Annotated in this window: 18 protein-coding genes; 9 read left to right on the forward strand and 9 right to left on the reverse strand. The window is 69.9% G+C overall.

The window, feature by feature from the left end:
• Positions 1–112 precede the first annotated feature (112 nt).
• A complete protein-coding gene (locus ON27_RS15085; protein WP_043726485.1) occupies positions 113–1,936 on the reverse strand; it encodes a serine/threonine-protein kinase in 1,824 nt (607 codons plus the stop codon).
• A 385-nt stretch (positions 1,937–2,321) separates the two neighbouring features.
• The gene (metH, locus tag ON27_RS15090; RefSeq protein ID WP_043726488.1) at positions 2,322–5,918 is read right to left on the reverse strand and encodes a methionine synthase; all 3,597 of its coding nucleotides are present in this window, start codon (positions 5,916–5,918) and stop codon (positions 2,322–2,324) included.
• A 162-nt stretch (positions 5,919–6,080) separates the two neighbouring features.
• On the opposite strand from metH, the gene ON27_RS15095 reads away from it, so the two are divergent.
• Both ON27_RS15095 and ON27_RS15100 read left to right on the forward strand, forming a co-directional pair.
• A complete protein-coding gene (locus ON27_RS15095; protein ID WP_043726490.1) occupies positions 6,081–6,965 on the forward strand; it encodes a PAC2 family protein in 885 nt (294 codons plus the stop codon).
• Between the two features lie 113 nt (positions 6,966–7,078).
• Positions 7,079–9,664: an AMP-binding protein gene (locus ON27_RS15100; RefSeq protein ID WP_051046611.1), complete on the forward strand. Its 2,586-nt coding sequence runs from the start codon at positions 7,079–7,081 to the stop codon at positions 9,662–9,664.
• On the opposite strand, the gene ON27_RS41260 is transcribed toward ON27_RS15100, so the two are convergent.
• Positions 9,566–9,871 carry a hypothetical protein gene (locus ON27_RS41260; RefSeq protein WP_083887588.1) on the reverse strand — a complete coding sequence of 102 codons (306 nt, stop codon included), beginning with the start codon at positions 9,869–9,871 and terminating at the stop codon, positions 9,566–9,568. The genes ON27_RS15100 and ON27_RS41260 overlap by 99 nt on opposite strands.
• Positions 9,872–10,202: 331 nt before the next feature.
• Between ON27_RS41260 and ON27_RS15105 the strand changes: the two genes are divergently transcribed.
• The 4 genes from ON27_RS15105 (at position 10,203) to ON27_RS15120 (ending at position 18,588) form a co-directional block, all read left to right on the forward strand.
• Entirely contained in the window at positions 10,203–11,342 is a 1,140-nt protein-coding gene (locus tag ON27_RS15105) for a hypothetical protein (RefSeq protein ID WP_043726544.1), read from the forward strand.
• Positions 11,343–11,497: 155 nt separating this feature from the next.
• Complete coding sequence (locus ON27_RS15110; RefSeq protein WP_051046616.1) at positions 11,498–13,003, forward strand: TIGR02677 family protein; 1,506 nt, start codon at positions 11,498–11,500, stop codon at positions 13,001–13,003.
• Positions 13,003–14,394 (forward strand): TIGR02678 family protein, encoded by a 1,392-nt coding sequence (locus ON27_RS15115; RefSeq protein ID WP_043726492.1) that lies wholly within the window; start codon positions 13,003–13,005, stop codon positions 14,392–14,394. Before ON27_RS15110 ends, ON27_RS15115 begins: the two co-directional genes overlap by 1 nt.
• A gap of 3 nt (positions 14,395–14,397) precedes the next feature.
• Complete coding sequence (locus ON27_RS15120; protein ID WP_043726495.1) at positions 14,398–18,588, forward strand: TIGR02680 family protein; 4,191 nt, start codon at positions 14,398–14,400, stop codon at positions 18,586–18,588.
• A gap of 31 nt (positions 18,589–18,619) precedes the next feature.
• Here the strand turns inward: ON27_RS15120 and ON27_RS15125 are convergent, their stop codons facing one another.
• Positions 18,620–18,934: an ArsR/SmtB family transcription factor gene (locus ON27_RS15125; protein ID WP_043726498.1), complete on the reverse strand. Its 315-nt coding sequence runs from the start codon at positions 18,932–18,934 to the stop codon at positions 18,620–18,622.
• Between the two features lie 83 nt (positions 18,935–19,017).
• Between ON27_RS15125 and ON27_RS15130 the strand changes: the two genes are divergently transcribed.
• A complete protein-coding gene (locus tag ON27_RS15130; RefSeq protein ID WP_043726500.1) occupies positions 19,018–19,788 on the forward strand; it encodes an SDR family NAD(P)-dependent oxidoreductase in 771 nt (256 codons plus the stop codon).
• A 24-nt stretch (positions 19,789–19,812) separates the two neighbouring features.
• Here ON27_RS15130 and ON27_RS15135 read toward each other — a convergent pair whose 3' ends face one another.
• Positions 19,813–20,307 carry a M15 family metallopeptidase gene (locus ON27_RS15135; protein WP_043726503.1) on the reverse strand — a complete coding sequence of 165 codons (495 nt, stop codon included), beginning with the start codon at positions 20,305–20,307 and terminating at the stop codon, positions 19,813–19,815.
• Positions 20,308–20,598: 291 nt separating this feature from the next.
• On the opposite strand from ON27_RS15135, the gene ON27_RS15140 reads away from it, so the two are divergent.
• Positions 20,599–20,901: a hypothetical protein gene (locus tag ON27_RS15140; RefSeq protein WP_043726505.1), complete on the forward strand. Its 303-nt coding sequence runs from the start codon at positions 20,599–20,601 to the stop codon at positions 20,899–20,901.
• 78 nt (positions 20,902–20,979) lie between these two features.
• On the opposite strand, the gene ON27_RS44330 is transcribed toward ON27_RS15140, so the two are convergent.
• From ON27_RS44330 to ON27_RS15150, 3 genes are all read right to left on the reverse strand, one after another.
• Positions 20,980–21,192, reverse strand: a complete 213-nt coding sequence (locus ON27_RS44330; protein ID WP_218002996.1) for a hypothetical protein — start codon at positions 21,190–21,192, stop codon at positions 20,980–20,982.
• The gene (locus ON27_RS15145; protein ID WP_218002997.1) at positions 21,150–21,443 is read right to left on the reverse strand and encodes a hypothetical protein; all 294 of its coding nucleotides are present in this window, start codon (positions 21,441–21,443) and stop codon (positions 21,150–21,152) included. Before ON27_RS15145 ends, ON27_RS44330 begins: the two co-directional genes overlap by 43 nt.
• 140 nt (positions 21,444–21,583) lie before the next feature.
• Positions 21,584–23,260 carry a fumarate hydratase gene (locus tag ON27_RS15150; protein ID WP_051046621.1) on the reverse strand — a complete coding sequence of 559 codons (1,677 nt, stop codon included), beginning with the start codon at positions 23,258–23,260 and terminating at the stop codon, positions 21,584–21,586.
• Between the two features lie 273 nt (positions 23,261–23,533).
• Between ON27_RS15150 and ON27_RS15155 the strand changes: the two genes are divergently transcribed.
• Positions 23,534–24,004 carry a MarR family winged helix-turn-helix transcriptional regulator gene (locus ON27_RS15155; protein WP_043726510.1) on the forward strand — a complete coding sequence of 157 codons (471 nt, stop codon included), beginning with the start codon at positions 23,534–23,536 and terminating at the stop codon, positions 24,002–24,004.
• 4 nt (positions 24,005–24,008) lie between these two features.
• Here the strand turns inward: ON27_RS15155 and mftD are convergent.
• A partial coding sequence (gene mftD, locus ON27_RS15160) for a pre-mycofactocin synthase MftD (RefSeq protein ID WP_043726513.1) occupies positions 24,009–25,142 on the reverse strand: 1,134 nt, incomplete at its 5' end.

A 25,142-nucleotide genomic window follows, 5' to 3' on the forward strand; every position in this document is an offset into this window, starting at 1 on the left:
AGCTCTCGTCCATGTCGTCGGTATACCTCGGGCCATCCGCCACGCACCCGGCGAAGTCGGTCGTCGAACCGTCCCGCCGAGCGAAGCCCGCCCCGCCCGCAAGACGACCCGCCTAGGTGCCTGACGCGGCGATCTGCAGTTTCGCACTGTCGCCGACAACCTCGATCCATCGGTTCTCGGAGGTCGTCGTGCCGTTTCTCAGGGTATAGGTCAGCGCGACCGTTGCCCGATTCGCACCGTTCTGCGTGACCGAGCCCACGCTCACCGAACGAATCGTGCCCCAGAAGTCGACGTAGGACTCGTATCCGGTCTTCGCCTGGTATCCCGGGGCCAGCTGGGACCAGGCGCCGGACACGTTGGCGGGCAGCATGCCGTAGTAGCCCTGGATGAACGAAGCGATCCGGTCGGGCGTCGGCGGCCCGGACGGGGTGGTCGTCGCGGTGGCGGTGGGCCCGGTGGTGGTCGGAGCGGGACTCGACGTGGTGGGCTGAAGGGTGGAACTGGGCGGCGACGGGGTGCTGCTCGGTGCCGGATTCGTCGTCTGCGCCGGTGGGGTGGTTCCCGGAGCGGGCGGTGGCGGCGGGGCGCCCGCGGAAGTGGTCGCGGGCCCGGGAACCGAGGCGGGCGCGGGCGATGCGGACGTCGGTGCCGGGGCTTGGGCGGGAGCTTGCGCCGGGGCCTGTCGCGGCTCCGGACCGGCCGCGTCGGCCGGTGGCGGCCCGTTCTCGGGCGCCACGGCGGCCGGGGGCCCGGCCGACGAACTCGGCGCCGTGCCACCCTCCCCGTCCACGGTGGCAAGCGTCGCGACGATGCCGACCAGGATCAGCACCACGACCACCGCGGCGGCTTCCACGGCGACCAGTCGGCCGCGCTGCCGACCCCTCAGCGCGGCCGGCAACGTCACCGCCGCCCCGGCCCGCCTCGGCACCGGCGGTGGCGTAACCGTCTGCGCTGGGGACGGACCCGGCGCGGCGAAGGGCACGACCGCGGTGACCCCGGTGTCGTCCGTCTGCTCCGGCGCCACCGCAGTGGCTCGGTTCGGCAGGACGGTCGTTGCCGCGGCAGCCGTGGCGGGCGCGGGAATCACGGTGGTCACCGGCGCGGGCAGTGCTGGATCCCGGCCCGCCGCAACGGCTTCGAGGGCCGCTTTCGCCTCCCGCATGGTCGGGCGGTCCGCGACGGCGGGCGCGAGCAGATACATCAGCACCGGCCCTAGCGAGCCCGCGGACTCGGGTGGCGGAATCTCGGCCCGCGCGACCGCGTGCAGCAAGGCGAGCGGATTGTCGCCTTCGCCGAACGGCGGGGCGCCCTGCACCGCCGCGTACAGCGTCGAACCGAGGGCGAAGACATCGGAAGCCGGTTCCGGATCCTCGCCGCGCGCCACCTCGGGCGACAGATAGGCCGGTGTCCCGGCGAGGAAGCCGGTGGCGGTGACCGTCACGTCGCCGACCGCGCGGGAAATGCCGAAATCGGTGATCTTGACTGTGCCGTCGTCGGCGACCAGCAGGTTCGCCGGTTTCACGTCCCGGTGCATGATCCCCGCGTCGTGCGCTGCGGTGAGGGCGGCGGCCGCCTGCGCACCGATCTCGGCGACTTCGATCGGGGGCAGCGTGCGGTTGCCCGACAGTTTGGCCGCCAGGCTGGGCGCGTCCATGTACTCCATGACCAACCAGGGCTGGCCGTCCTCCTCGGCCACGTCGAACACGGTGATGGCGTTCGGATGGTGCAGCCGCGCCGCGATCCGGCCCTCTCGCATGGCCCGTCGTTTCGCCTCCAGCGCAGCCGAGCCGGACAGCCCGGGGCCGAGCAGCACCTGTTTGACCGCCACGGTGCGCTGCAACCGGACATCGGTCGCCCGCCAGACCACGCCCATGGCGCCGGTGCCGATCTGATCCGTGAGCCGGTACCGTCCCGCGATCAATCGATCCGCCGTCATGGTGGTGTGCCTCTCCTACGCGCGCCTAGCCGTTTCGCATCCACGCGCAAGCCCGGAAAGACTCCGAAAGCTCACGCGCCGAGTTGCTTTGCACCGCTGAGCAGGGACGCGAACGCATCCGCCGACTGCTCCGGATGCAGTTACAACGCCTTCGACAATGGCACATCCACCCGACAGACATCCACCTCCCAGGGCGGGGACCGGCGATCGCCCAGGTAAACCGCCGCCGTGGCGCACTGTGACGCGCCGAAGCGCGCTCCTTTCCCATAGGGACAGGACATCCGGGCAGGTAGCAAAGGCCCTCGAAGCCGGGGCCTTTCACCCGGATCGCAGTGCGGCGTCGATCATCGCTCGGCCTCGACGCCTCGGGGCGGGCGCTGAACGATCACGCGTTGAAGTACTTGGCCTCCGGATGCAGCAGGACGAACGCGTCGGTGGACTGTTCCGGATGCAGCTGCAGCTCCTCCGACAGCACGACGCCGATGCGATCGGCCTCGAGCAGGTCGACCAGTTTGGCGCGGTCCTCCAAGTCGGGGCAGGCCCCGTAACCGAAGGAGTAGCGCGCGCCGCGATAGCCGAGCTTGAAGTACTCCAGCACGTCGGCCGGGTCGGAGTCGGCGACCGCGTGGCCGTCCAGGACGAGTTCCTCGCGGATGCGCCGGTGCCAGTACTCGGCGAGCGCCTCGGTGAGCTGGACGCCGATGCCGTGCACCTCGAGGTAATCGCGGTAACTGTCGCCCGCGAACAGCTCGTTGGCGAAATCGGCGATCGGCTGCCCCATCGTGACCAGCTGGAACGGCAGGACGTCGACCTGCCCGGTCGCGGCGGCGCGCTCCCGCGACCGGATGAAGTCGGCGATGCACAGGAAACGATCGCGCTGCTGACGGGGGAAGGTGAACCGATACCGTTGCGCCGCGCCGGGGTCCGGTTCGGTGAGCACGACGACATCGTCGCCTTCGGACACCGCCGGGAAGTAGCCGTAGACGACCGCGGCGTGCTGCAGCACGCCTTCGGTGCTCAATCGGTCCAGCCAGGCGCGCAGGCGCGGCCTGCCTTCGGTCTCCACCAACTCCTCGTAGCTCGGCCCTTCGCCGCCGCGCTGACCGCGCAGGCCCCACTGGCCGAGGAACAGCGCCCGCTCGTCCAGCAGACCCGAGTATTCGTGCAGGGCGAGACCTTTCACCACCCGCGTGCCCCAGAACGGCGGCACCGGCACGGGCAGATCGGCGGCGACGTCGGAGCGCTCGGGCACCACCACGGGCACCTCGGCCGCCCGGCGCTGCTCGGCGATCCGCTTGGAACGCTCGTGGCGGGCTTTGCGCTCGGCGGCCCGCTCCCGCTCGGCGATGGCTTCCGGGCTGTCCGGGTCGAGCCCGCCGCCGCGCTTGCGGGTCATGATGTCGTCCATCAGCCGCAGGCCCTCGAACGCGTCGCGCGCGTAGTGCACGTCGCCCTCGTAGACGGTGGTGAGGTCGTTCTCCACGTACGAGCGGGTGAGGGCCGCCCCGCCGAGCAGCACGGGGAACTGCTCGGCCACGCCCTTGGCGTTGAGTTCCTCGAGGTTCTCCTTCATCACCACGGTCGACTTCACCAGCAGGCCGGACATGCCGATGACGTCGGCTTTCTTGTCCACCGCCGCGTCCAGGATGGTCGAGATGGGCTGCTTGATGCCGAGGTTCACCACTTCGTAGCCGTTGTTGGACAGGATGATGTCCACCAGGTTCTTGCCGATGTCGTGCACGTCGCCCTTCACCGTGGCCAGCACGATGCGGCCCTTGCCGCTGTCGTCGGTGGCCTCCATGTGCGGCTCGAGGTAGGCGACGGCGGCCTTCATCACCTCGGCGGACTGCAACACGAACGGCAGCTGCATCTGACCGGACCCGAACAGCTCGCCGACCGTCTTCATCCCCGCCAGCAGGGTCTCGTTGATGATCTGCAGCGGCGGCACCTCGCTCATGGCCGCGTCCAGGTCGGCTTCCATACCCGCGCGTTCACCGTCGACGATGCGCCGCTCCAGCCGCTCGAACAGCGGCAGCGCGGCCAGTTCCTCCGCCCGCGACGCCTTGGACGACGAGGTGGACACCCCTTCGAACAGCGCCATCAATTTCTGCAGGGGGTCGTAGTCCTCGGCGCGGCGGTCGTACACCAGATCCAGCGCGGCCTGGCGCTGCTCGTCCGGAATCCGGCTGATCGGCAGGATCTTGGAGGCGTGCACGATGGCGGAATCCAACCCGGCTTCCACGCATTCGTGCATGAAGACCGAGTTGAGCACCTGCCGGGCCGCGGGGTTGAGACCGAAGGAGATGTTGGACAGCCCCAGCGTGGTCTGCACCTGCGGGTGGCGGCGCTTGAGTTCGCGAATGGCCTCGATGGTCTCCAGGCCGTCGCGGCGGGACTCCTCCTGGCCGGTGCCCAGCGTGAAGGTGAGCGTGTCGATGATGATGTCGCTCTCCGCCAACCCCCAGTTGCCGGTGATGTCGGCGATCAACCGCTCGGCGATCTCCACCTTCTTCGCCGCGGTCCGGGCTTGGCCTTCCTCGTCGATGGTCAGCGCGACCACCGCGGCGCCGTGTTCGGCGACCAGCCGCATGGTCTGCTGGAAACGCGAGTCGGGGCCGTCGCCGTCCTCGTAGTTCACCGAGTTCACCGCGCACCGCCCGCCGAGGTGTTCCAGCCCGGCCTGCAGCACCGGGGCCTCGGTGGAGTCGAGCATGATCGGCAGCGTGGAGGCGGTGGCCAGCCGGCCGGCCAGCTCCGCCATGTCGCGGGTGCCGTCCCGGCCGACGTAGTCGACGCAGAGGTCGAGCATGTGCGCGCCGTCGCGAGTCTGGTCCTTGGCGATGTCGAGGCACTTCTGCCAGTCACCGGCCAGCATGGCCTCGCGGAACGCTTTGGAGCCGTTGGCGTTGGTGCGCTCGCCGATCATCAGAACCGAGGCGTCCTGCTCGAACGGCACCGCGGTGTACATGCTGGACACGCTCGGCTCGTGCACCGGCGCACGGCGCTCGGCGATCGGTGGCAGGGTGGGCTCGACCTCGCGCACCGCGGCGGTGACCTGCCGGATGTGTTCGGGCGTGGTTCCGCAGCAACCGCCGACCAGGGCCAAACCGAATTCGGTGACGAACCCGCGCAGCGCGACCGCCAGCTCCTCGGGGGTGAGCGGGTACACCGCCCCGTCGGCGCCGAGCACCGGCAGCCCCGCGTTCGGCATCACCGAGACCGGCACCTGTGCGTGCTTGGACAGGTGGCGCAGGTGCTCGCTCATCTCGTCCGGACCGGTCGCGCAGTTCAGGCCGATCATGTCGATGCCGAGCGGCTCCAGCGCGGTGAGCGCCGCGCCGATCTCGCTGCCGACCAGCATGGTGCCCGTGGTCTCCACGGTGACGTGCGTGATGATCGGGATCCGGCGGCCCAGCCGCGCCATCGCGCGCCTGCTGCCGGTCACCGCCGCCTTCACCTGCAACAGGTCCTGGCAGGTCTCGATCAGGATGGCGTCGGCGCCGCCGTCGAGCATGCCGAGCGCCGCCTCGGTGTAGGCGTCGCGCAGCGCCGCGAACGCGGCATGCCCCAGCGTGGGCAGCTTCGTGCCCGGACCCATCGAACCGAGCACGTATCGAGGCGTACCGTCGGAGGACGGGCCCATCTCGTCGGCGACCTCGCGGGCCAGCCGGGTGCCGCGCTCGGAGAGATCGCGAATCCGGTCTGCGATGTCGTAGTCGGCGAGGTTGGGCAGGTTGCAGCCGAAGGTGTTGGTCTCGACCGCGTCGGCGCCCGCTTCGAAATAGGCCCGGTGGATGCCGCGCAGCACGTCGGGGCGGGTGTCGTTGAGGATTTCGTTGCAGCCCTCCAGACCGCGGAAATCGTCCAGGGTCAGCTCGGCTGCTTGCAGCATGGTGCCCATCGCACCGTCGCCGATGACGACACGGCGGCGGAGCGTGTCGAGTAGCGTGGTGTCGAACTCGGCGGGGACGGACGCAGACATGCGTTCCAGCGTAGTGTGCGGGGCCGACGTTCCGGCCCACCACGTCACGGCTCGGTGTCCTGGACCACACCCCGCCGCGGCACCCTCACGTCGGCGGAAACACGCCACCCGGTCCGGCCGCCATACGACACGCCATCTCGCCGTACGCCGTAGGCTGACCGAGTGAACGCCAGTGAAACTCCCGATCCGGAATTGCCGACGCTGCGGGATCCGGTACTGGTCGCCGCCTTCGAGGGGTGGAACGACGCCGGTGACGCGGCCAGCGGCGCCGTCGAGCATCTGGAACTGATCTGGGACGCCGAACCGTTGGCCGAACTCGACTCCGAGGACTACTACGACTATCAGGTCAACCGGCCGACCGTGCGCCAGGTGGACGGCGTGACCAGGGAAATCCAGTGGCCGTCGACGATGTTGTCGGTCTGCTCGCCGCCCGGCAGCGACCGCGATGTGGTGCTGCTGCGCGGTATCGAACCGAACATGCGCTGGCGCAGCTTCTGCGGTGACCTGCTCGAGTTCATCGAGCAGCTGGGGGTCCAGACCGTCGTCATCCTGGGCGCGTTGCTCGCCGACACTCCGCACACCAGGCCCGTGCCGGTGACCGGCTCGGCCTACAGCAAGGAGGCGGCCGAGCGGTTCAACCTGGAACAGACCCGCTACGAAGGCCCCACCGGGATCACCGGCGTGCTGCAGGACCAGTGCGTGAAAGCGGGCGTCCCGGCGGTGTCGTTCTGGGCCGCCGTACCGCACTACGTCTCCCAGCCGCCGAACCCGAAGGCGACCATCGCGCTGCTGCACCGGGTCGAGGACGTGCTCGACATCGAGGTGCCGCTGGGTGAGCTGCCCAAGCAGGCCGAGGACTGGGAGACCACGGTCAACGAGATGACCGTCGGCGACGAGGAGATCAGCGAGTACGTGCGCTCGCTGGAGGAGCGCGGCGACGCCGCGGCGGACGTGAACGAGGCGATGGCCAAGATCGATGGCGATGCCATCGCGGCCGAATTCGAGAAGTACCTGCGCAGACGAGGCCCGGGCAGCTTCGGTCTCTGATCCGGCGGGCGGCGGCGGCGTCGCTACCGGCGGCCCCGCGCCGCCGGGTTCACCGGAAGTTCGCCAGGGGGCACCTTCGGGCCGGGAATCGACCGCCTCCTACACTTTCGCCGGTGACCGCCCATCCGATCGTCGAGTGCCTGCGCGGCTTCGAGGACCGGATCGCCGTCCATTGCCCGGAGCTTGCTCCAGCGGACGGCGCCGCCGTGCCCGCGCCGGCCCGGCGGGTGACCTACGCTCGGCTTGCCGCGCTGGTCGAGGCGTACGCGAGCGAACTGGGCCCGGCCCGCCGTCTCGTCGCGCTCGCGGCGCGCAACGACCTGGCATCGCTCGTCGCGTATCTCGGCGCGCTGAGCGCCGGTTGCGCGGTATTGCTCACCGGGGAGATCACTGCGGAGTTGCGGGAGGTCTACGACCCGGATGTCATCGTCGACGCCGGCCGCACCCGTGTGGTCCGGGAGATCTCGGCGCACAGCCTGCATCCGGAGCTCGCCCTGCTGCTGAGCACGTCCGGTTCCACCGGGTCGCCGAAACTGGTGCGGCTCTCGGCCACGAATCTGCGGGCCAATGCCGCGGCCATCGCGGACTACTTGGCCATCGGCCCGGACGACTGCGCGGCCACCACCCTGCCGATGTTCTACTGCTACGGACTGTCGGTGGTGCACAGTCACCTGTTGCGCGGAGCGAGCCTCATGCTCACCGACCGGTCGGTACTGGACACGGAATTCTGGCGGCTGTTCCGGGAAGGCCGGGCAACGTCTTTCGCCGCCGTTCCCTACACCATCGATCTGCTCGACCGCGTCGGGTTCGCGAACATGACACTGCCGCACCTGCGTTACGTCACCCAGGCGGGTGGCAAGCTGGCTCCGGAGCGCGTGCGCGAATACGCCGAGCTCGGCCGGGATCGCGGTTGGGAATTCGTCGTCATGTACGGCCAGACCGAGGCGACCGCCAGGATGGCGTATCTGCCCGCCCATCTGGCGATCGCGCATCCCGACTGCATCGGAATCCCGATTCCCGGCGGTGAATTCAGCCTGGAACCGGTCGAGGACGACCACGACGGGCCGTGTGAGCTGGTCTATCGCGGAGCCAACGTGATGATGGGGTACGCGACGTCCGCCGCGGATCTCGCGCTCGGCGCGACGGTAGCGGCCCTGCGCACCGGCGATCTGGCCCGGCGCACCCCGGAGGGCCTCTATCAGGTGGTGGGCAGGCGCAGCCGGTTCGCCAAGATCTTCGGCCTGCGCATCGATCTGGAACGTCTCGAATCCGGCCTGGCGGAAGCCGGTTTCACCGCGTGCTGCGCCGACGACGACACGCACCTGGTCCTCGCGGTGGAGGGCCCGCGCGCGGATCCCACCCCGATCGCCGCGCGCCTGTCCGGTCTGCCCGCCGCCGCCCTCCGCGTCCGCTCAGTCGAGCGAATGCCACGGCTACCTAATGGCAAACCCGACTATCCGGCTATCCGCCGGCTGGCCGGTCCCCCTCCGCAGGCGCGCGACATCCGCGCCCTCTACGCCGCGTCCCTCGGCATCGACCCGGCGCGCGTCCAGGCGGACAGCACGTTCGTCGATCTCGGCGGCAATTCGCTCACCTACGTGACCACCGCGGCGCGGCTCGAGCGTGTGCTCGGCCGCCTCCCGGGCGACTGGCCGACAACGCCGGTGGCGGACCTGGAACGGATCCCCGCGCAGCACCGCCGGTTCGGACGGACGCTCGACACCGGAACGCTGCTGCGCGCGATCGGCATCGTGCTCATCGTCGGCTCGCACGCGAGGGTGTTCGAGGTGTGGGGTGCGGCGCACGTATTGCTCGGTGTGGCGGGCTTCAATTTCGCCCGATTCGCCGTGACCGCGGCGCCACCCGCCGAACGTTTCCGCCACACCCTCCGCGCGGTGGGATACATAGCGGCGCCGACGGCGCTCTGGGTCACCCTGACGCTGACGTTCAGCGACCACTACAGCTGGCAAAATGTCCTGTTGCTGAATAAGATCCTCGGCCCGCACGACAGCGCCACCGCCGGCCACCTGTGGTTCATCGAGGTGCTCGGCTATTTCATGCTGGCCGCCGCGCTGCTGATCCGGATCCCCGCGGTGGACCGGTGGCAACGCGCCGGGCCGTTCTGGTTCGCGATGGCGCTGGTCGCGCTGAGTCTCGTCTTCCGATACCAGGCGTTCGGTCTGTATACGGCGAAAGACATCCCGTTCTCCCCGCTGGCGGTGTGGCTCTTCGCGCTCGGCTGGGCGGCGGCGAAAGCGACGTCGTTGTGGCAGCGGATCACGGTCAGTGTCGTCGTACTGGTCGCAGTGCCCGGATATTTCGGCGTGCCGGACCGGGAAAGGCTGGTCATCGCGGGCTTGCTCGCCCTGGTGTGGTTCTCCGCGGTCCGAGTCCCCGCCGTGGTCGCCATCTGCGCGGCAGTGCTGGCCGACAGTTCGCTGTTCGCCTATCTGCTGCACTGGCAGGTGTACCCGCTGTTCGAACAGCACCGGATGGCGGGGCTGCTCGCTTCCCTGGCAGCGGGTGTGATCGCGACGGGGACGGCGACCGGCTTGCGAGACTGGACAACGGTGCGGTACCGGGCATTTCGGTCGCGTCGGTCAGCTCTCCACGGTCCACACCCGCGCCGCCGCCTCCTGAGCCAGCTTGGCGATCAAGATGTCACGCGGAATCGTCTGACCGGCAAAGTGATCGAGTGACGGAACCACGACGTGATGCGCGTCCGCGCGCTTGAGTTCCGCCGTCAACTCGGCGAAAGCCGTCCCGTCACCCCCGGTCGATTCATGGAACGTTGCGGCGAAGCACAGCCCTTCCTCTCGGGCGAGGCTGCTCATCGCCGCCTCGAGCTCCTTGCTGTGGCCATCGGCCAGATCGTCACGCAAGTATCCATAGATCAACGCTTCCACCCGAACCTCCGTTGGATTGGGATCGCTGTTCTCTTATGTGGATCCACCCGTTTTACGGGCTGATTGCGCTTCGTGCAAGAGCAAATGTACTTGCAGTTGCTCTTGCATGAGGGCCTGGCTAACTTTTGGCGCCAGTTCGATCATGCACAACGCGGCGCGGTGAATGTAGCTGTCAACACACGGACATCTGTCTGCCCTCTTGGGGCCACCGAAGGTTAACTGGTGCGATACTACAGACGTGGCCGCTACCGACGATCGACCCGTCTGGGCTGTCCGAATGCGCTCCGAGCGTGACGCGAGGGGGTGGTCGCAAGCCGACGCTGTTCGCGTGATGCGTGGAAAGTCTTCGCACAACCTGCCGACCGACAGTACCCTCCTACGCAACTGGCGCCGTTGGGAATCGGGCGAATCACGCCCCGACGACTTCTACGCGCCCATCATCGCCGCCACCTTCGACACGGTGACCGCGGCCTTCTTTCCCAAGGTTCGACCGAACCGGGACGACGAATTGCTCTCGGCGACGGGCATGGACACGCTCGAGTTCATCGGCAGACTGCGCATGTCCGATGTGTCCTCGGTGACGCTGGAGGCGATCCGGATCACCGCGGAACGCCTGTGCTGCGAATACTCCTACGCCGACCCGCACGACCTGCACGTCGAGGGCACCGCGTGGCTGCGCAGGATCACCTCGTTGCTGGACGGTCGCCTGACCCTGGCGCAGCACCGCGAAATCCTGGTTCTCGCCGGATGGGTCGCGCTACTGGTCGGCTGCGTGGACTACGACCTCGGCAGGCGCACCGCCGCGGAGGCGACCCGCCGCGCCGCCCAGTCCCTCGGGCAGGAGGCGGAGAACACCGAGATCGCCGCGTGGGCAGCGGAAATGACCGCGTGGTTCGCGCTCACCCAGGGCAACTACCGCGGCGTCATCGAGGCCGTGCAGCCGACGCTGGAAATGAGCCAGAACCTGCGCGTCGGCGTCCAGCTCGCCGCCCAGCGCGCCAAAGCGTGGGCCAGGCTGGGCAACCCGCGGGAGGTGGAGGCCGCGCTCGACGACGGTCGAGCTATCTTGGAGCGACTCGAACATCCGGCGAATTTGGACAACCATTTCGTCATCGACGCGAACAAGTTCGACTTCTACGCGATGGACTGCTGCCGGGTGGCGGGCGAGGATCGGCTCGCCGAGACCTACGCCCGCCAGGTGATCCGCAACGCGACGCGTCCGGACGGCACGCTGCGCAACCCGATGCGCGTCTCCGAGGCGCACCTGACGCTGGCCGTGGTGGCGGTGCGCGACCGCGACCTGGAACTGGCGGTGGCCGAGGGCATGCGCGCGTTCGCGGGCGGCAGGCGCTCGCTGCCGTCGCTGATGTGGATCGCGGGCGAAGTCGCCCGGGAGATCATCGAGCTCTACCCCGGCGACCCGCGCACCCGCGCGTACCTGGAGCAATTGCGTTCGTTGTCCGTCGAGTGAGCCGATCCGCGCCGCAGCCGCGGCGAACGGTGACGAACCGGACGCAGCCACGCCGAACACCGGAACGTCGTGCAAGCGGCGATCGACCCGCTACTACCCTGTTCCCGGTGACCGACTCCGATGCCGGCTGTGCCGATACCCGCTGGGACGACCGGCTGCGGCTGTTCTCCTTCGCCACCGCCGAGCGGCGCGCCGACTACCTCTGGGTGCTGCGCGCGTTCGACAGCGCGCGGGCGGCGTACGTGGTGTTGCTGCACGCGGACGACGTCGCGGACCGCTTCGCGGACACCGCCGCCGGGACCGCGGCGCCACGCCTCACCGCGGCCGAGATCGGTCCGCTGCTCGACCAGCTCCATCAGTGGGGCGTGCTGGAGCGCAGTTATGACGGAACCCGCGCCGCCACACTGGCCGAATATCGCAACCGGCACTACGTGTACCAGTTCTCCCAGGCCGGATTTCAGGCATACCGGGCGGTCGCCGGTGTGCTGAGCGCCCGTCTGGACGATGCCTCGCTGTCGCGCCTGGTACTGCCGGAGCTGCTGGCCGATCTGCACACGCTGGCCGAGGCCAACCGAGCGGGCGACGCCGAACGCGTCTACCGCACCTTGCGCCGCCTCGACACCGCGCTCTCGGATCTTGCCGCCCGTGCGGCGCACTTCTACCTGGGACTCGGCGACCTGGTCCGGACCACCGAGATCACTCCCGAATCGTTTCTCGCGCACAAGGACGCGCTGCTGGCGCACATGCGGGAATTCAGCCTCGACCTGGCCCGGTTCACGCCACGGCTGGCGGCCGCGATCGCCGAGATCGAGGAGACCGGAGCCGAGGACCTCATCGCGCGTGCCGCCCGCAGTGACGAACGTGTGCTGCTGAGTCTCGCGGAGCGCCGGTCGGATTGGCAGGCCAGGTGGGACGGGCTGCGGAGCTGGTTCGTCGGGGCAGGCAGCACGGAGTCGGCGGCGACGACGGAAGCCGAGCGGCTGCGCGAGGCCACCATGAGCGCGATCGCCGCGGTGCTCTCGCTGCTGCGGCGAGTCACCGAGACGCGGCGCGGCGGGGTCAGCCGCGAATCGGCGCTGCGCCATCTGGCCGGCTGGTTCACCGCTGCGCCGACGGTGGACAGCGCCCACGCGCTGTTCGACGTCGTGTTCGGGCTGGGCAAGCCGCGGCACCTGGCGATGGAGCACCCCGACGCGGACGTGATCCCGGCGATTCGATCTTGGTGGGACGCACCGCCGTTGGAGATCTCCCGCACGCTCGCCGAGACCGGCCGCCCGCCGTCGGCGGGAGCGCCCGCGCGCATCCACCGCAACGACGCGGGCATCCGCCGGCTGCGGGAGGCGCAGTTGGACGCGCAGCGGGCGCGCGCGGAGGCCGCCCGGTCGCTGGCCTCCGGCGACGTGCACGAACGGGTCCTGGACGACCGGGAGACCGAAGTGCTGCTGCGGTTGCTGGACGCCGCGTCCACCGCGTGGGTTCCGGTGCGCGGCCGGGTGCCGGGCACCACCGGCACCGACAGCGGCGTCACCCTGACGGTGTCCGAGCACCAAGGCCCGACCGTCGTGCGCACCACCCGGGGGTTGCTGCGCCTGAACAACCGGTCGCTGAAGATCGAGACGACGAGCAGGGCGCGGGCGCACCCGCGCGGGGAGCGCGGCTGATGCACGCACGCACGATCGACACGCTCGCGCTGGACAACTACCAGCGCGCCGCACGCGTCGTCCTGGCCAATCATCTGGTGACCCGCACCTATCCGGACCGCATCGCGTTGCCGCTGATCCGCCGCTGGGCCACCGAGCTGCGCGAGGATCTCGCCGAATTGTTCGGCTACCGGCTCGAAGTCACCGAGACCACCGCGCGGGTGTTCCCGGTGCCCGACCGCCTCGACGCGGGCAGGCCCGCGCGCACGCCCGCGGAGCGCGTCTTCGACCGCCGCCGCTACGCCTATCTCGCCCTGGCGCTCGCCGCGCTGGGACGGGCCGGGGACCAGATCACGCTGTCGGAGCTGGCCGATCAGGTCGCCGCCTACGCGGGCCGGGTGGACGGCCTCGACCTCGCCACCGACCGGGCCGCCGACCGCGACGCGTTCGTCGACGCGGTGGGCTGGCTGACCGTGCGCGGCGCGCTCACCCTGGCCGACGGCGACGCGGGCGGCTGGGCCAGCGATCCGGAGGCCGGTGAGGCGCTCTACGACATCGACCGGCCGGTGGTCTTCGCGCTGTTCCGCCCGCCGCGGGCGCTGCAACACCTGCACACGGTGCGCGCGCTGCTCGCCGAAGAGCCCGCGGCCGCCCCGGCGCACGCGCCGACCACCGCCGAGATCGCTCGCCGCGTGCGCAGGGCACTGGTCGAACAGCCGGTGGTGTACGCCGAGGATCTCGCGCCCGAAGAACGCCCCGCGCTCGGTCAGGACCGGGTCGTCGCGGATGTCGAGCTGTTCACGGGGCTGCGCGCCGAGCGCCGCGCCGAGGGGGTGGCGCTGATCGATACCTCCGGGCGGCTGTCGGACGTCCGTTTCCCCGGGACCGGCACCCTCGCGCAGGTCGCCTTGCTGCTGGCGGGCGAGATCGCCGACCGTGTCCTGGATATCGACCACCCGCTGCCCCGGCGCCCCGCCGCACCGGACCCGGGCGAGGTTCTCGCCGATCAGCTCGACCGGGCCATTCCCGAATCCACGGTCTTCGCACCGCTGGCGGAGCCGCGTGCGCTGGATCCGTCCGCCGACGATCCGCCGGAGGACGCACAGCAACCGGCTACCGCCGGCTATCCGCTGATCGACCGGACCTGGCTGGGTGAAACGGTGCAGGCACTGGCGGATCGCTACGGCGCCACGTTCGCCGCGCAGTGGCAGGCCGACGTTCCGCGCCTGACCGCCGAGGTGGTGGCGTTGCTGGAGCGGCTACGGCTGGTGCGTGTGGTGGACGACGGAGTGCTCGTGCTGCCCGCGCTGGCCCGCTACCGTGGCGCGGTCGTCACGGTACGCACCAAGCGAGCCGCGGAATTGTTCGTCACCGCGGCCGACACCTATGGCGCCGGGACGGAAGGGAACTGAGGGATGTCGCTCATTCACGGCGGAGTGCGGTTCACCCCGACCCGCGCCGGGATCGTCAACCTGTGGGACTACCGTGACCAGGAGTTCTGCTTCGCCGATGGCAGATTGGTCCTGCGCGGGCCCAACGGGTCGGGCAAGACCAAAGCGCTCGAGGTGCTGTTCCCCTTCGTGCTGGACGGACGGATCGAGCCGCGCAGGCTCAACCCGTTCGCCGGTGAGGAACGCACGATGAAGTCGAACCTGCTCTATCGCAAGCAGGACTCGGCCTATTCCTATGTGTGGATGGAGTTCGCTCGCGGTCGCTGGGACGATCCCGAAGCGGTCACCGTCGGGATCGGCATGCGCGCTACCCGGTCCTCGGACAAGGTGACCCGCTGGTACTTCGTCGCCGACGGCCGGGTCGGTGTCGACTTCTCCCTCATCGGCCCGGACGACCGGCCGTTCACCCGCAAACAGCTCGCCGAGCAGATCGGCACCGATTCGATCGTCGACCGGCCGGTGGACTACCGCAATGCCATCGACGCGCGCATGTTCGGTCTCGGCGCGCAGCGCTACGACCAGCTGATCAACCTCATCCTCACGCTGCGCCGTCCGCAGCTGGCCAAGAACCTCGACCCGCGCGGCCTGTCGCAGGCGCTCACCGACGGCCTGCGGCCGCTCGACGACCAGCTGATCCTGGACGCCGCGCGATCGTTCAGCGATATGGAGGAGGTCGGGCGCACCCTGGAGGGTCTGGTCCACGCCGACACCGCGACCAGGGCGTTCGTGGAGGTGTACCGCAAATACCTGGCGGTGCAGGCGAAGACGGACGTCGACCAGGTGCGCGCGCGACTGGACGCGGTGACCCACGCGGGCACCGCGCTGTTCGCCGCCACCGCTCTGCGCGAGCGCAGAGAGACCGAGCGGGCCGTGGCCGAAGCCAGGGCCGAGGACGCCGACCGCGCCTACGAGCAGGCGCTCGCCGACCGGGAGAATCTCCAGCGTTCCAGCGCCTACGAGGGCAAACAGCAGCTGGACGATCTGGCCGACGCGGTGCGCCGCCTGGAGACCTCGGCCGGCGTGCACGCCGACAAGGCGCTCAAGGCGCGCCAGACCCTGGACCAGCGCACCCAGGAGGCCGAGCGCGCCCGAACCGCGGTGCGCACCGCCGCCGCGGCGCTCGCCCGCGGCGAGGACGACCTGCGCGACGCCGCGGCGGAGGCCGGGATCGCGTGGACGCCGCTGCCGGAATCGGCGCGCGCCGATCAGCTCACCGCGGCGGTGCGCGGGCACGCCGAGGAGCGCGACGCCGACGTGCGCGCGGTGCGCGCGGCGGTGGGATCGGTGGACTCCGCCGCCGCCGAACGAACCAGGGCCGAGCGGCTGGCCGAGCGCGCCGGGGAGCTGCGCGACGCGGCCGCCGCGGAGGTCGCGCACGCCGAGGCGGCGGTAGCGCTCACCCGCTCCGAGGCCGCCGCCGCGTTGCGGGCGTGGTGGGACGAGCACCGCGAGGTCTACACCCCCGTGCGCGCCGGCTTGTTCGAAGCGTTGAACGCGGCGCTGGCCGAGGCCGGTTCGGATGCGCCGACGGTCGCCGAGGTGCTGGCCGAGCGCGCCGAACCCCTGCTCGAGCAGATCCGCACCCAGCGCCAAGAGGCGCGCGCCCGTGCGGCCGCGGCCGCCGCGCGCGGCACAGAATTGACCGCCGAGCGCGAACGGGTCACGGCTCAGCGCGACGACGCGCCACCGGTATTCGCGGGCCGCTCCGGCCGGACCGGCGACCGGCCCGGCGCGGCGCTGTGGCGACTGGTGCGCTTCGCGGACGACGTGACGCCCGAGACCGCGGCGGGCATCGAGGCCGCCTTGCACGCCGCGAATCTGCTCGACGGCTGGATCTGTCCGGCGGGTGCACTGCCGCCGGACTACGAATCCGATCAATTCCTGGTGCCGCTGCCCGCACCGGACCGGCCGACCGGCCCTACCCTCGCCGACGTCCTTGTCGTGGAGGACGATTCGGACACCATGGCCGTGCCCCGGCAGGTCGTCGCCGATGTGCTCGCCTCCATCGCCTTGCACGAGGACCCGAAGGCGTCGAGCGGCGAGGTGACCGTCGCGGCGGACGGTGCGTTCCGGCAAGGCGTGCAGGTCGGCAGGCACCGCAAGGCCGAGGCCGAGTTCATCGGTGCCACCGCACGGGCCAGGCGCCGCGAGGTCCGCGCGGCCGAGCTCACCGCCGCCCTGGCAGCGGCGGACGAGCAACGGCGCGCCGCCGAACAGCAGGAGGCCGACGCCACCGCCGCACTCGCGCGAATCTCTGCCGCGGCCAGAGCGCTCGCCCGTCCGACCGCGGTGACCACCGCTTTGCGCGCCGTGTCCGAGGCCGCGGGAGTGCTGCGGTCGCGTGCGGAGGCCGCGGCCCAGGCCGAGCGCGATCTGGACCAGGCGGTCGCGGAGATGTCGGCCGCGGAGAAGAAGCTGCGGGCGGCCGCAACGGCACACCGCATGCCCCGCACCGCTCGCGAGATCGACGCCCTCGCCGCCGCCATCCGGCACTTCGAGAACACCGGCACGGGACTGCTGCGGCTGCGCGGCGACCACGATCGGGAGCGAGAGCGGGAACGCGAAGCCGAGGACCGTTTGACCGAAGCCGCCGACCTGGCCGAGGCATTCGCGGAAGAGGCGGAGGCCGCGCGGTCCGGCTACGAGGAACAGGTGCGCAAGCTCGAAACCCTGAGCGAGGCGCTCGGCGCGGGCGCGGCCGACATCGATCGCGAATTGGCGCGGGCCCGGCAGCGGATCGACGCGACCAAGGCCGAGCAGAAAGCCGCGCGCAAGGCCGCCAACGCGGCCATCGAAGCGGTCGGTGACGCCGAGGCCGCCTACCGCACCGCGCACGAGTCCCTCGCCACCGCGCTCACCGAGGTGCTGGCGGAGGTTCGAGCGCTTGCCCCGTACGCACAGCCGGATCTGCTCACGCTGCTCGGCGCGCCCGCCGAAGGACGCTGGCCCACCAGCGACGCCGCCTGGTCGACACCCGAGCAACTGCTGTACCGGATCTCGGCCGCGGGCCCCGACGCGCCACCGCGGGTGCTGCCGGACGAAGTGGCCGCGCTGTTCGACAGCCTCGCCGCGGCCACGTCGGCGGTGCGCGCGAGCGAGGCGACGCGCAAGTCCACGCGCACCGCGGTGACCGGTGCGCTACAGGAATTCGACGCCGCGCTCTCCGGATCCGGCCGCGATTACCGGCTGCAATGGGACGCCGCCGACGGCCTCACCGTCGTCCAGGTGCACGACGAGCACGGCGTCTCCGCGCTGGCCGACTTCGCCACCCGCATCGACGCCGCGCGCCGCGACCAGGAACTGCTTCTCACCGACGCCGAACGGCGCATCCTGGAAGACGCCCTGCTGACCGGCCTTGCCCAGCAGATCCACGAACGCACCGGCGACGCCCGCGATCTCATCGCCAGGATGGGCGCGGAGATGAAGCAACGGCGCATGTCCTCCGGCAACACCATCGGCGTGCACTGGGTGCTCGCCGACAGCCTGTCGGACGCGGCGCGTGCGATGTGCAAGCTGCTCGACCGGGATGCCTCGGCGCTGACCGCGGAGGATCTGGCCGCGATCCGGGCGCACTTCGCCGCCGAGATCCGGGCCGCGCGCGCCGCGCACCCGGAGCGCTCCTACCCCGAGATTCTCGCGGCCACCTTGGATTACCGCACCTGGCGGGTGTTCTCGTTCACCTTGATCTCCGCCGACGGCAGCGAGGACAAACTCACCGTCGCCAGGCACAGCGCGCTCTCGGGTGGCGAGCAGTCGGTGTCGCTGCACCTGCCGCTGTTCGCCGCGGCTCACGTCATGCTGGATTCGGCCGACCCGCAGGCCCCGCGCCTGCTGGCCCTGGATGAGGCGTTCGCGGGCGTGGACGACAACGGCCGCAGCGAATTGCTCGGGCTGAGCGTGCAATTCGACCTCGACCTGTTCATGACCGGCTACGACCTGTGGATCACCTATCCGCACGTCCCGGCATGCGCGCACTACGACCTGGCGCACGCGGCGGCGGAGAACACGGTCAGCGCGACACTGCTGGTCTGGGACAGCGGCGACCTGCTCGCCGAACACGAGGGAACCGATCTGACCGCGGCACTCGGTTCCCCCGATCGCCGGCGGATACCGAACACGATCGAAGGCGGGCTGGAACTGACGCCGGTGACCTAGCCGCCGACGCACGGGAAGACGGCGGCAGGGCTCAGTCCGCCGGCTCGCGGCGGGCGGCGTCGAGCAAGGTGTCCAGCAAGCCGGGGAAGCGGGCGTCGAGGTCGTCGCGGCGCAACGACAGCAGCAGTTCCCGCCCGGAGGGCCGCTGCCAGATGACTCCGGCGTCGCGCAGCACCCGCCAGTGGTGGGTCAGATTCGATTTGGCCACCTCCGGCAGCACCGAGCCGCAGGTGTGCTCGCCGCCGTCGGCCAGAATCCGCACCACCCGCAGGCGCAGCGGATTGCCCAAGGCGGTGAGCACATTCGTCAACTGGATCTGCGCTCGCTCCGGATGTGCCGCGATCACGCGAACCAGGCTAGCGCGACCGTTGACGTATAGTCGAACTGTACGACAGTATTCGTACAATTAGAACGCATCGGGAGGTTTTCGTGGGCGCTGGCAGCGACCGCTTCGACGGCAAGATCGCACTGATCACCGGCGGATCCAGCGGCATGGGCTTGGCCACCGCGCGACGGTTGCTCACCGAGGGCGCGCACGTCGTCATCACCGGGCGCGACCGAAGCCGCCTGGCTGCCGCGGCCGAGGAACTGGGCCACGCCGACCGTGTGCTCGCGGTGGCCGGCGACGCGGCCGACCTGAGCGATCTCGACGCGCTCGTCGCGGCCGTGGCGCAGCGGCACGGACGGCTGGACGTGGTTTTCGCGAACGCGGGCATCGCGGCGTTCCAACCGACCGAGACCGTCACCGAAGCCGAGTTCGACCGCGTGGTGGACACCAATTTCAAAGGGGTGTTCTTCACCGTCCAGAAGACGCTGCCCCTCGTGGCGGATCACGGGGCGATCGTCGTGAACGCCTCCTGGGCACTGCATCGCGGCGTGCCGGGCGCGGCCCTCTACTCGGCGACCAAAGCGGCGGTGCACAACCTGGCGCGCAGCCTCGCCGCCGAGTTGGCGCCACGGCGCATCCGGGTCAATTCGGTGAGCCCGGGTTACATCGCGACCCCGTCGTTCCGCGCGAACGTCTCAGCCGAAGCGCAGGCCGCGATCAGCGCCACCGTGGCGGCGGGGCGCGTCGGCACCGCCGAGAACGTGGCCGACGCCGTCGCCTTCCTCGCATCCGGGGAGGCGTCCTATGTCAACGGACAGGACCTGCTCGTCGACGGAGGGCTGATCACCGCGATTCCCGACCCCATGGTCTAGCGCGCACCCGGTCGGCCGGTGCGGTCAGCGCACACTCGCGTCGGGCCGCATCGGCGGGCACTCCACGCCGGGCGCGGTGGCCAATTCGAAATGCCACCATTCGTTTTCGAACGTCCGGCACAGCCCCCAGCGGTGGCCGTTGGCCTCGAGCCAGCGCGCACCCTGCTGCGGACCGACGTCGATCGCCTGCCCGGAGACGTGGGTGGACTCCTCCGGCGGCAGCACCCAGCGACGCGCGTCGTCCGGACCGTAGGTCGCCACGCCGTCCTCCCACAGCGCCTGCTGCTCGGCGGGCGTGCGGTACCCGGACGTGATGGACAGCGGCACCCCCTGCGCACGCGCCTCGCGTTCAGCCAGGGTGTAGGCCAACGCCAGCGCGGGGTCGAGCCCCTCGGTCCCCGTCGCGGAGCCCACCGATTCCCGCTGATCGATGACCACGGCGTCCGCCCGCGCCTCCCCCGCCAGCACACCGGTCGCGACCAGCGCGGGCAGGACCGCCAACGATAGCGCCGCCACCATCCGACTCCGCCCAGCATTCTCGAGCACCATGCGCCGATGCTATCGCCTGCGATCACCTATGCCTGATATGCCCCGATCGAAACCGTGCCGAGACACCCGCCCGGCGAGGAGGACGCTGTCGGCGGTTCCGACTGCTCCCGCACACCCGCATCCTCGCTCCACATGCCGCGCACACCACATGTGGACAACATCCAGCGAATTCCACAGACAACTCCACAGCTTGGGATAATGCCGATCTGGTATGCCCGATATGCCCTCAGATGTCGTGATGCAGCAAACATTTCGTGCCGCATGGAAAACCAGCTGTCCACAATCTATTCCAGTGTTGTGGATCACAATGACGGTGCGGCGGCTACTACTTCCGAACTGCCGGTTGTCTTCGAGGCTTTCGGGCGATTTGCGATCAAAGCGGTATTCATCGGGGCCGGGTACGTCCGGCTCGGCCGTTTGGTCGCGCCGCTCGACCACGTGGCGATGCTCCGTGCGCTTCTGTCCGAATCGTGCTGCGGCGCAGCCGCGCCGAGCAGTACCTTGCCGCACACGCACTGCGGGCGGCTATCGGCTCGTGCCGACAGCCGCCCGCGAATCGAGTAAGCTATCCACAGGTGTAGGGAATTTCACATTCCCTCCCCAGCTATGTGAAGATCGGCCGCATCGGACATACCGGCCGTATCACGCGGACGGCGGAGCCTCGAGCGCACTCGATTCCACTCGCGCGGCGGACACCCGCACACCGTCTCGGCGAAAATACTCCGCCGCTTGCCTATTGCGCGCGATCCGCCCCAGGATCTCGACGCCGTGCGCTCGGGCGTAGGCGAGCGCCAGCCGGATCTTGCTCGTGGTCAGATCCGCCTTCGCGCCCAGCACGGCGATCCGGCGTTCCACCGGGCCGTCCAATTCACGCAGGCGCGCAACGACTTCCCAGATCCCGGATCCGCCGCGAGCGCGGCGCGGCGATCGTCGAGCGGGCCCCGGAAGACGATCCCGGGGTGGTCGAGCTGGTCGACGCCCTCGTGGATCAGCCGATCGAGCAGTGCGGTACAGCTGGTGCCCTCCCGGGCAGCGCGGTCGGCCAACCGGAGGGCGGCCGACTCGGTGATACACAACGCCGTCGGTACTGGTCTGGACGTGCTCATAGCTCTCCTCGACCTGCATCGGTGCCGGAATCAACGGTGTACTCCGCTAAGCGTGCCCGCTGCGGCCACGCCGAAGCCCCGGTGATCGGCAGGACATCGGCATGTCCGCAGCCTGCCGCATGCGGGTCAGGGGAGGAGGCTCAGACGCGCTCTTTGGAGCGGGTGCGCACACGCAGTGCGATCGGCTTCTGCGTTTCGGCGAAGAAGTCGTTGCCCTTGTCGTCGACGACGATGAACGCCGGGAAATCCTCGACCTCGATCTTCCACACGGCTTCCATGCCCAGTTCGGGGTATTCGAGCACCTCGACCGACTTGATGCAGTCCAGCGCCAGCCGGGCGGCAGGGCCGCCGATCGAACCGAGGTAGAAGCCGCCGTGTTCCTTGCACGCCTTGGTGACCTGGGCGGACCGGTTGCCTTTGGCGAGCATGACGAACGAACCGCCCGCAGCCTGGAACTGGTCGACGTAGGAGTCCATCCGGCCCGCGGTGGTCGGGCCGAACGAACCGGACGCGTAACCCTCCGGCGTCTTGGCCGGACCCGCGTAATAGACGGCCATGTCACGCAGATAGTCCGGCATCGGCTCGCCCGCGTCGAGACGTTCCTTGATCTTGGCGTGCGCGATGTCGCGCGCGACGACCAGCGGACCGGTCAGCGAAAGCCTGGTCTTCACCGGGTATCTGGACAATTCGGCGCGGATCTCGTCCATCGGCCGGTTCAGGTCGACGCGCACCACGTCGCCACCGAGGATGGCGTCGGTCTGCTCGGGCAGGTACTGCGCGGGCTCGCGCTCGAGCTGCTCGAGGAACACGCCTTCGGCGGTGATCTTGGCCAGCGCCTGCCGGTCCGCCGAGCAGGACACCGCGATGGCGACCGGGCAGCTGGCGCCGTGCCGGGGCAGGCGGACGACGCGCACGTCGTGGCAGAAGTACTTGCCGCCGAACTGCGCGCCGATGCCGAAGGACTGGGTCAACTCGAAGACCTCCTCCTCCAGTTCCAGGTCGCGGAAGGCGTGCGCGGACAACGATCCCTCGGTGGGCAGATTGTCCAGGTAGTGCGCGGAAGCGTATTTCGCCGTCTTCAACGCGAACTCGGCGCTGGTGCCGCCGATGACGACCGCGAGGTGGTACGGCGGGCAGGCCGCGGTGCCGAGCGAGCGGATCTTCTCGTCCAGGAACTCCAGCATCCGCGTGGGGTTCAGGATGGCCTTGGTCTCCTGGTAGAGGAACGACTTGTTCGCCGAACCGCCGCCCTTGGCCATGAACAGGAACTTGTAGGACGGGTTCGCCGGATCGCCTGCGGTGGAGTACAGCTCGACCTGCGCGGGCAGGTTGGAACCGGTGTTCTTCTCCTCCCACATGGTGAGGGGGGCCAGTTGCGAGTAGCGCAGGTTCAGCTTGGTGTAGGCGTCGAACACGCCCCGGCTGATCCACTCCGCGTCGTCGGCTCCGGTGAGCACGCCCTCGGACTTCTTGCCCATGACGATCGCGGTGCCGGTGTCCTGGCACATCGGCAGGATGCCACCCGCGGAGATGTTGACGTTCTTGAGCAGATCGAGCGCGACGAAACGATCGTTGCCACTGGATTCCGGGTCATCGATGATCTTGCGCAGCTGGCCCAGATGCGCCGGGCGCAGGAAGTGACTGATGTCGTGCATCGCCGTTTCGGTCAGCAGCCGCAGCGCCTCGGGCTCGACCTGCAGGAACCTGCGCCCGTTGTGCTCGAAAGTGCTGACGCCCTCGGTGGTGAGCAGCCGGTAAGGGGTGTCGTCGGCGCCGATCGGCAGCAGATCTGAATAGCGGAAGTCCGGCGCGGTCACCAGTCGCACTCCTTTGGGTGGGCCCGAACGCCACGAACGGCCGGGCTGGTCACGAGCACAGCGAGCCTAGCCACCGCCGCCCGCGCCCTCGCGGTTAGGCAACCCTATCTCGGACAGTTGGCCAGGAAAGGTTGCACGTTCAACCCCGGTGATGCTACCTGTCGTCAGGTGAGAAAGCGCCCGGGCGTCCGCGCCCGGCTGCGCGCAGACCGTTCGCGCCGCACGTCGCGACGCGGGACGATCTTGGGACACGTCAGAGTTTGGAGCGCTATCGTGACCGATCCCCATTGGCTCGATGACGTCGAGATGCGCGCCTGGTTGGGTTTCGTGCGCACCCGCGACCTCATCGCCGCGGCGGTCGGGCGGGATTCCACCAGGGAGTCCAACCTCACCTACGTCGAATACTCGGTGCTGGCCTACCTGGCCGAAGCGCCCGACCACCGGCTCACCTTCGCCGACCTCGCGGCCAAGCTGGAGTGGTCGCAGAGCAGGCTCTCCCACCAGATCACCCGGATGGAGAAGCGGGAACTGGTCGTACGCGAGCCGATCCCCGACGACGCCCGCCGCACCGCCGCCAAGCTCACCCCGCGCGGCGCCGACGTGCTGACCGACGCCGCGCCCGCGCACGTGCAGAGCGTGCGCAGGCACATGATCGACCTCCTCGATCGTCAACAGCTGGCGGCTTTGGCCGACATCTACGACACTCTGCTCGCGCATCACCGGCGCGCGGCGGCCGAGAGCTGACCGCTCAGGCGGGTGTGGCCGCGTGAGCGGCGGGGGCACTCGGCGCACCGGCCGCTTCGGGCACCCCGAGCGCTCGCTCGAATCCGGCGGGCACCACCACGTCCGAGCGGTCCAGGTCGGTGACGCGCGTCTTGCGCAGACCCAGCAGCGCCGAATCGATGCCGCCGCGCAGGATGTCCAGCACGTTCTCCACACCGGCCTGGCCGTTCGCGGCCAGCCCCCACAGGTAGGCGCGCCCGATCAGCACCGCCCGCGCGCCCAGCGCCACGGCCTTCACCACGTCGCTGCCCCGCCGGATACCGCCGTCGAGCAGCACCTCGACCTGCGCGCCCACCGCGTCCGCCAGCACCGGCAGCGCCCGGATCGCGGCCGGGGTGCCGTCCAGGTTGTTGCCGCCGTGGTTGGACACCGAGATCGCCGCCACGCCGGCGTCCACCGCCCGCAGCGCGTCGTCGACCCGCATGACACCCTTGAGCAGCACCGGCCCGTCCCACTGCGCGCAGATCCACCGCACGTCGGACCAATCCGGCGCGGGCGTGCCCATCCATTCGCCGTAAGCGCCGAAGAAGCCCGGGGCCGCGGCCCCACCGATCGCCATGTTCGGCGCGGTCAGATCCGGAATGCTGCCCGACCTGGCATAGGTCGCCAGCCAGCGCGGACGCGCCAAGGTCTGCGGCGCGAACTTCAGCATCGTGCGCAGATCGAGTTTCTCCGGAATGACCGGGCTGCCCCAGTCCCGCCCGTGCGAGAACGACCAGTCGAGCGTCAGGATCAACCCCACCGCTCCCGCCTCTTTCGCGCGCTGCATCCGCTGCAGGATCTCGTCCTTGCCGCCGCACCAGTACAACTGGAAGAACGTCGCCGGATTGGCCGCGATCACCTCTTCGATCGGCTTGCTGGCGAACGAGCTCAGGCCCATCGCGATGCCGCGCGCGGCGGCCGCCCTGGCGACGGCGACCTCACCGTCGGGATGCACCGCCTGCACACCGGTGGGCGAGATCAGCACCGGCATCGAAAGCTGCTGTCCCAGTACGGTCGTCGACTGGTCGCGCTCGCCGATCGGGCCCGCCACGTGCGGCGCGAAACCGAGTTCGGTGAACGCCTTCTGGTTGTCCTCGATGGTCTGCCCACGCTCGGA

It is taken from the genome of Nocardia asiatica NBRC 100129, assembly GCF_000308415.1.
In the GTDB taxonomy this organism is placed as follows: domain Bacteria; phylum Actinomycetota; class Actinomycetes; order Mycobacteriales; family Mycobacteriaceae; genus Nocardia; species Nocardia asiatica.

Excerpts from the sequence above, each read along its gene's own strand:
- ON27_RS15115 (WP_043726492.1), top strand. The coding sequence starts at position 13,003 with ATGCACGCACGCACGATCGACACGCTCGCGCTGGACAACTACCAGCGC.
- ON27_RS15085 (WP_043726485.1), bottom strand. The coding sequence starts at position 1,936 with ATGACGGCGGATCGATTGATCGCGGGACGGTACCGGCTCACGGATCAG.
- ON27_RS15145 (WP_218002997.1), bottom strand. The coding sequence starts at position 21,443 with ATGAGCACGTCCAGACCAGTACCGACGGCGTTGTGTATCACCGAGTCG.
- ON27_RS15120 (WP_043726495.1), top strand. The coding sequence starts at position 14,398 with ATGTCGCTCATTCACGGCGGAGTGCGGTTCACCCCGACCCGCGCCGGG.
- ON27_RS15105 (WP_043726544.1), top strand. The coding sequence starts at position 10,203 with ATGCGTGGAAAGTCTTCGCACAACCTGCCGACCGACAGTACCCTCCTA.
- ON27_RS15135 (WP_043726503.1), bottom strand. The coding sequence starts at position 20,307 with ATGGTGGCGGCGCTATCGTTGGCGGTCCTGCCCGCGCTGGTCGCGACC.
- metH (WP_043726488.1), bottom strand. The coding sequence starts at position 5,918 with ATGTCTGCGTCCGTCCCCGCCGAGTTCGACACCACGCTACTCGACACG.
- ON27_RS15140 (WP_043726505.1), top strand. The coding sequence starts at position 20,599 with ATGGAAAACCAGCTGTCCACAATCTATTCCAGTGTTGTGGATCACAAT.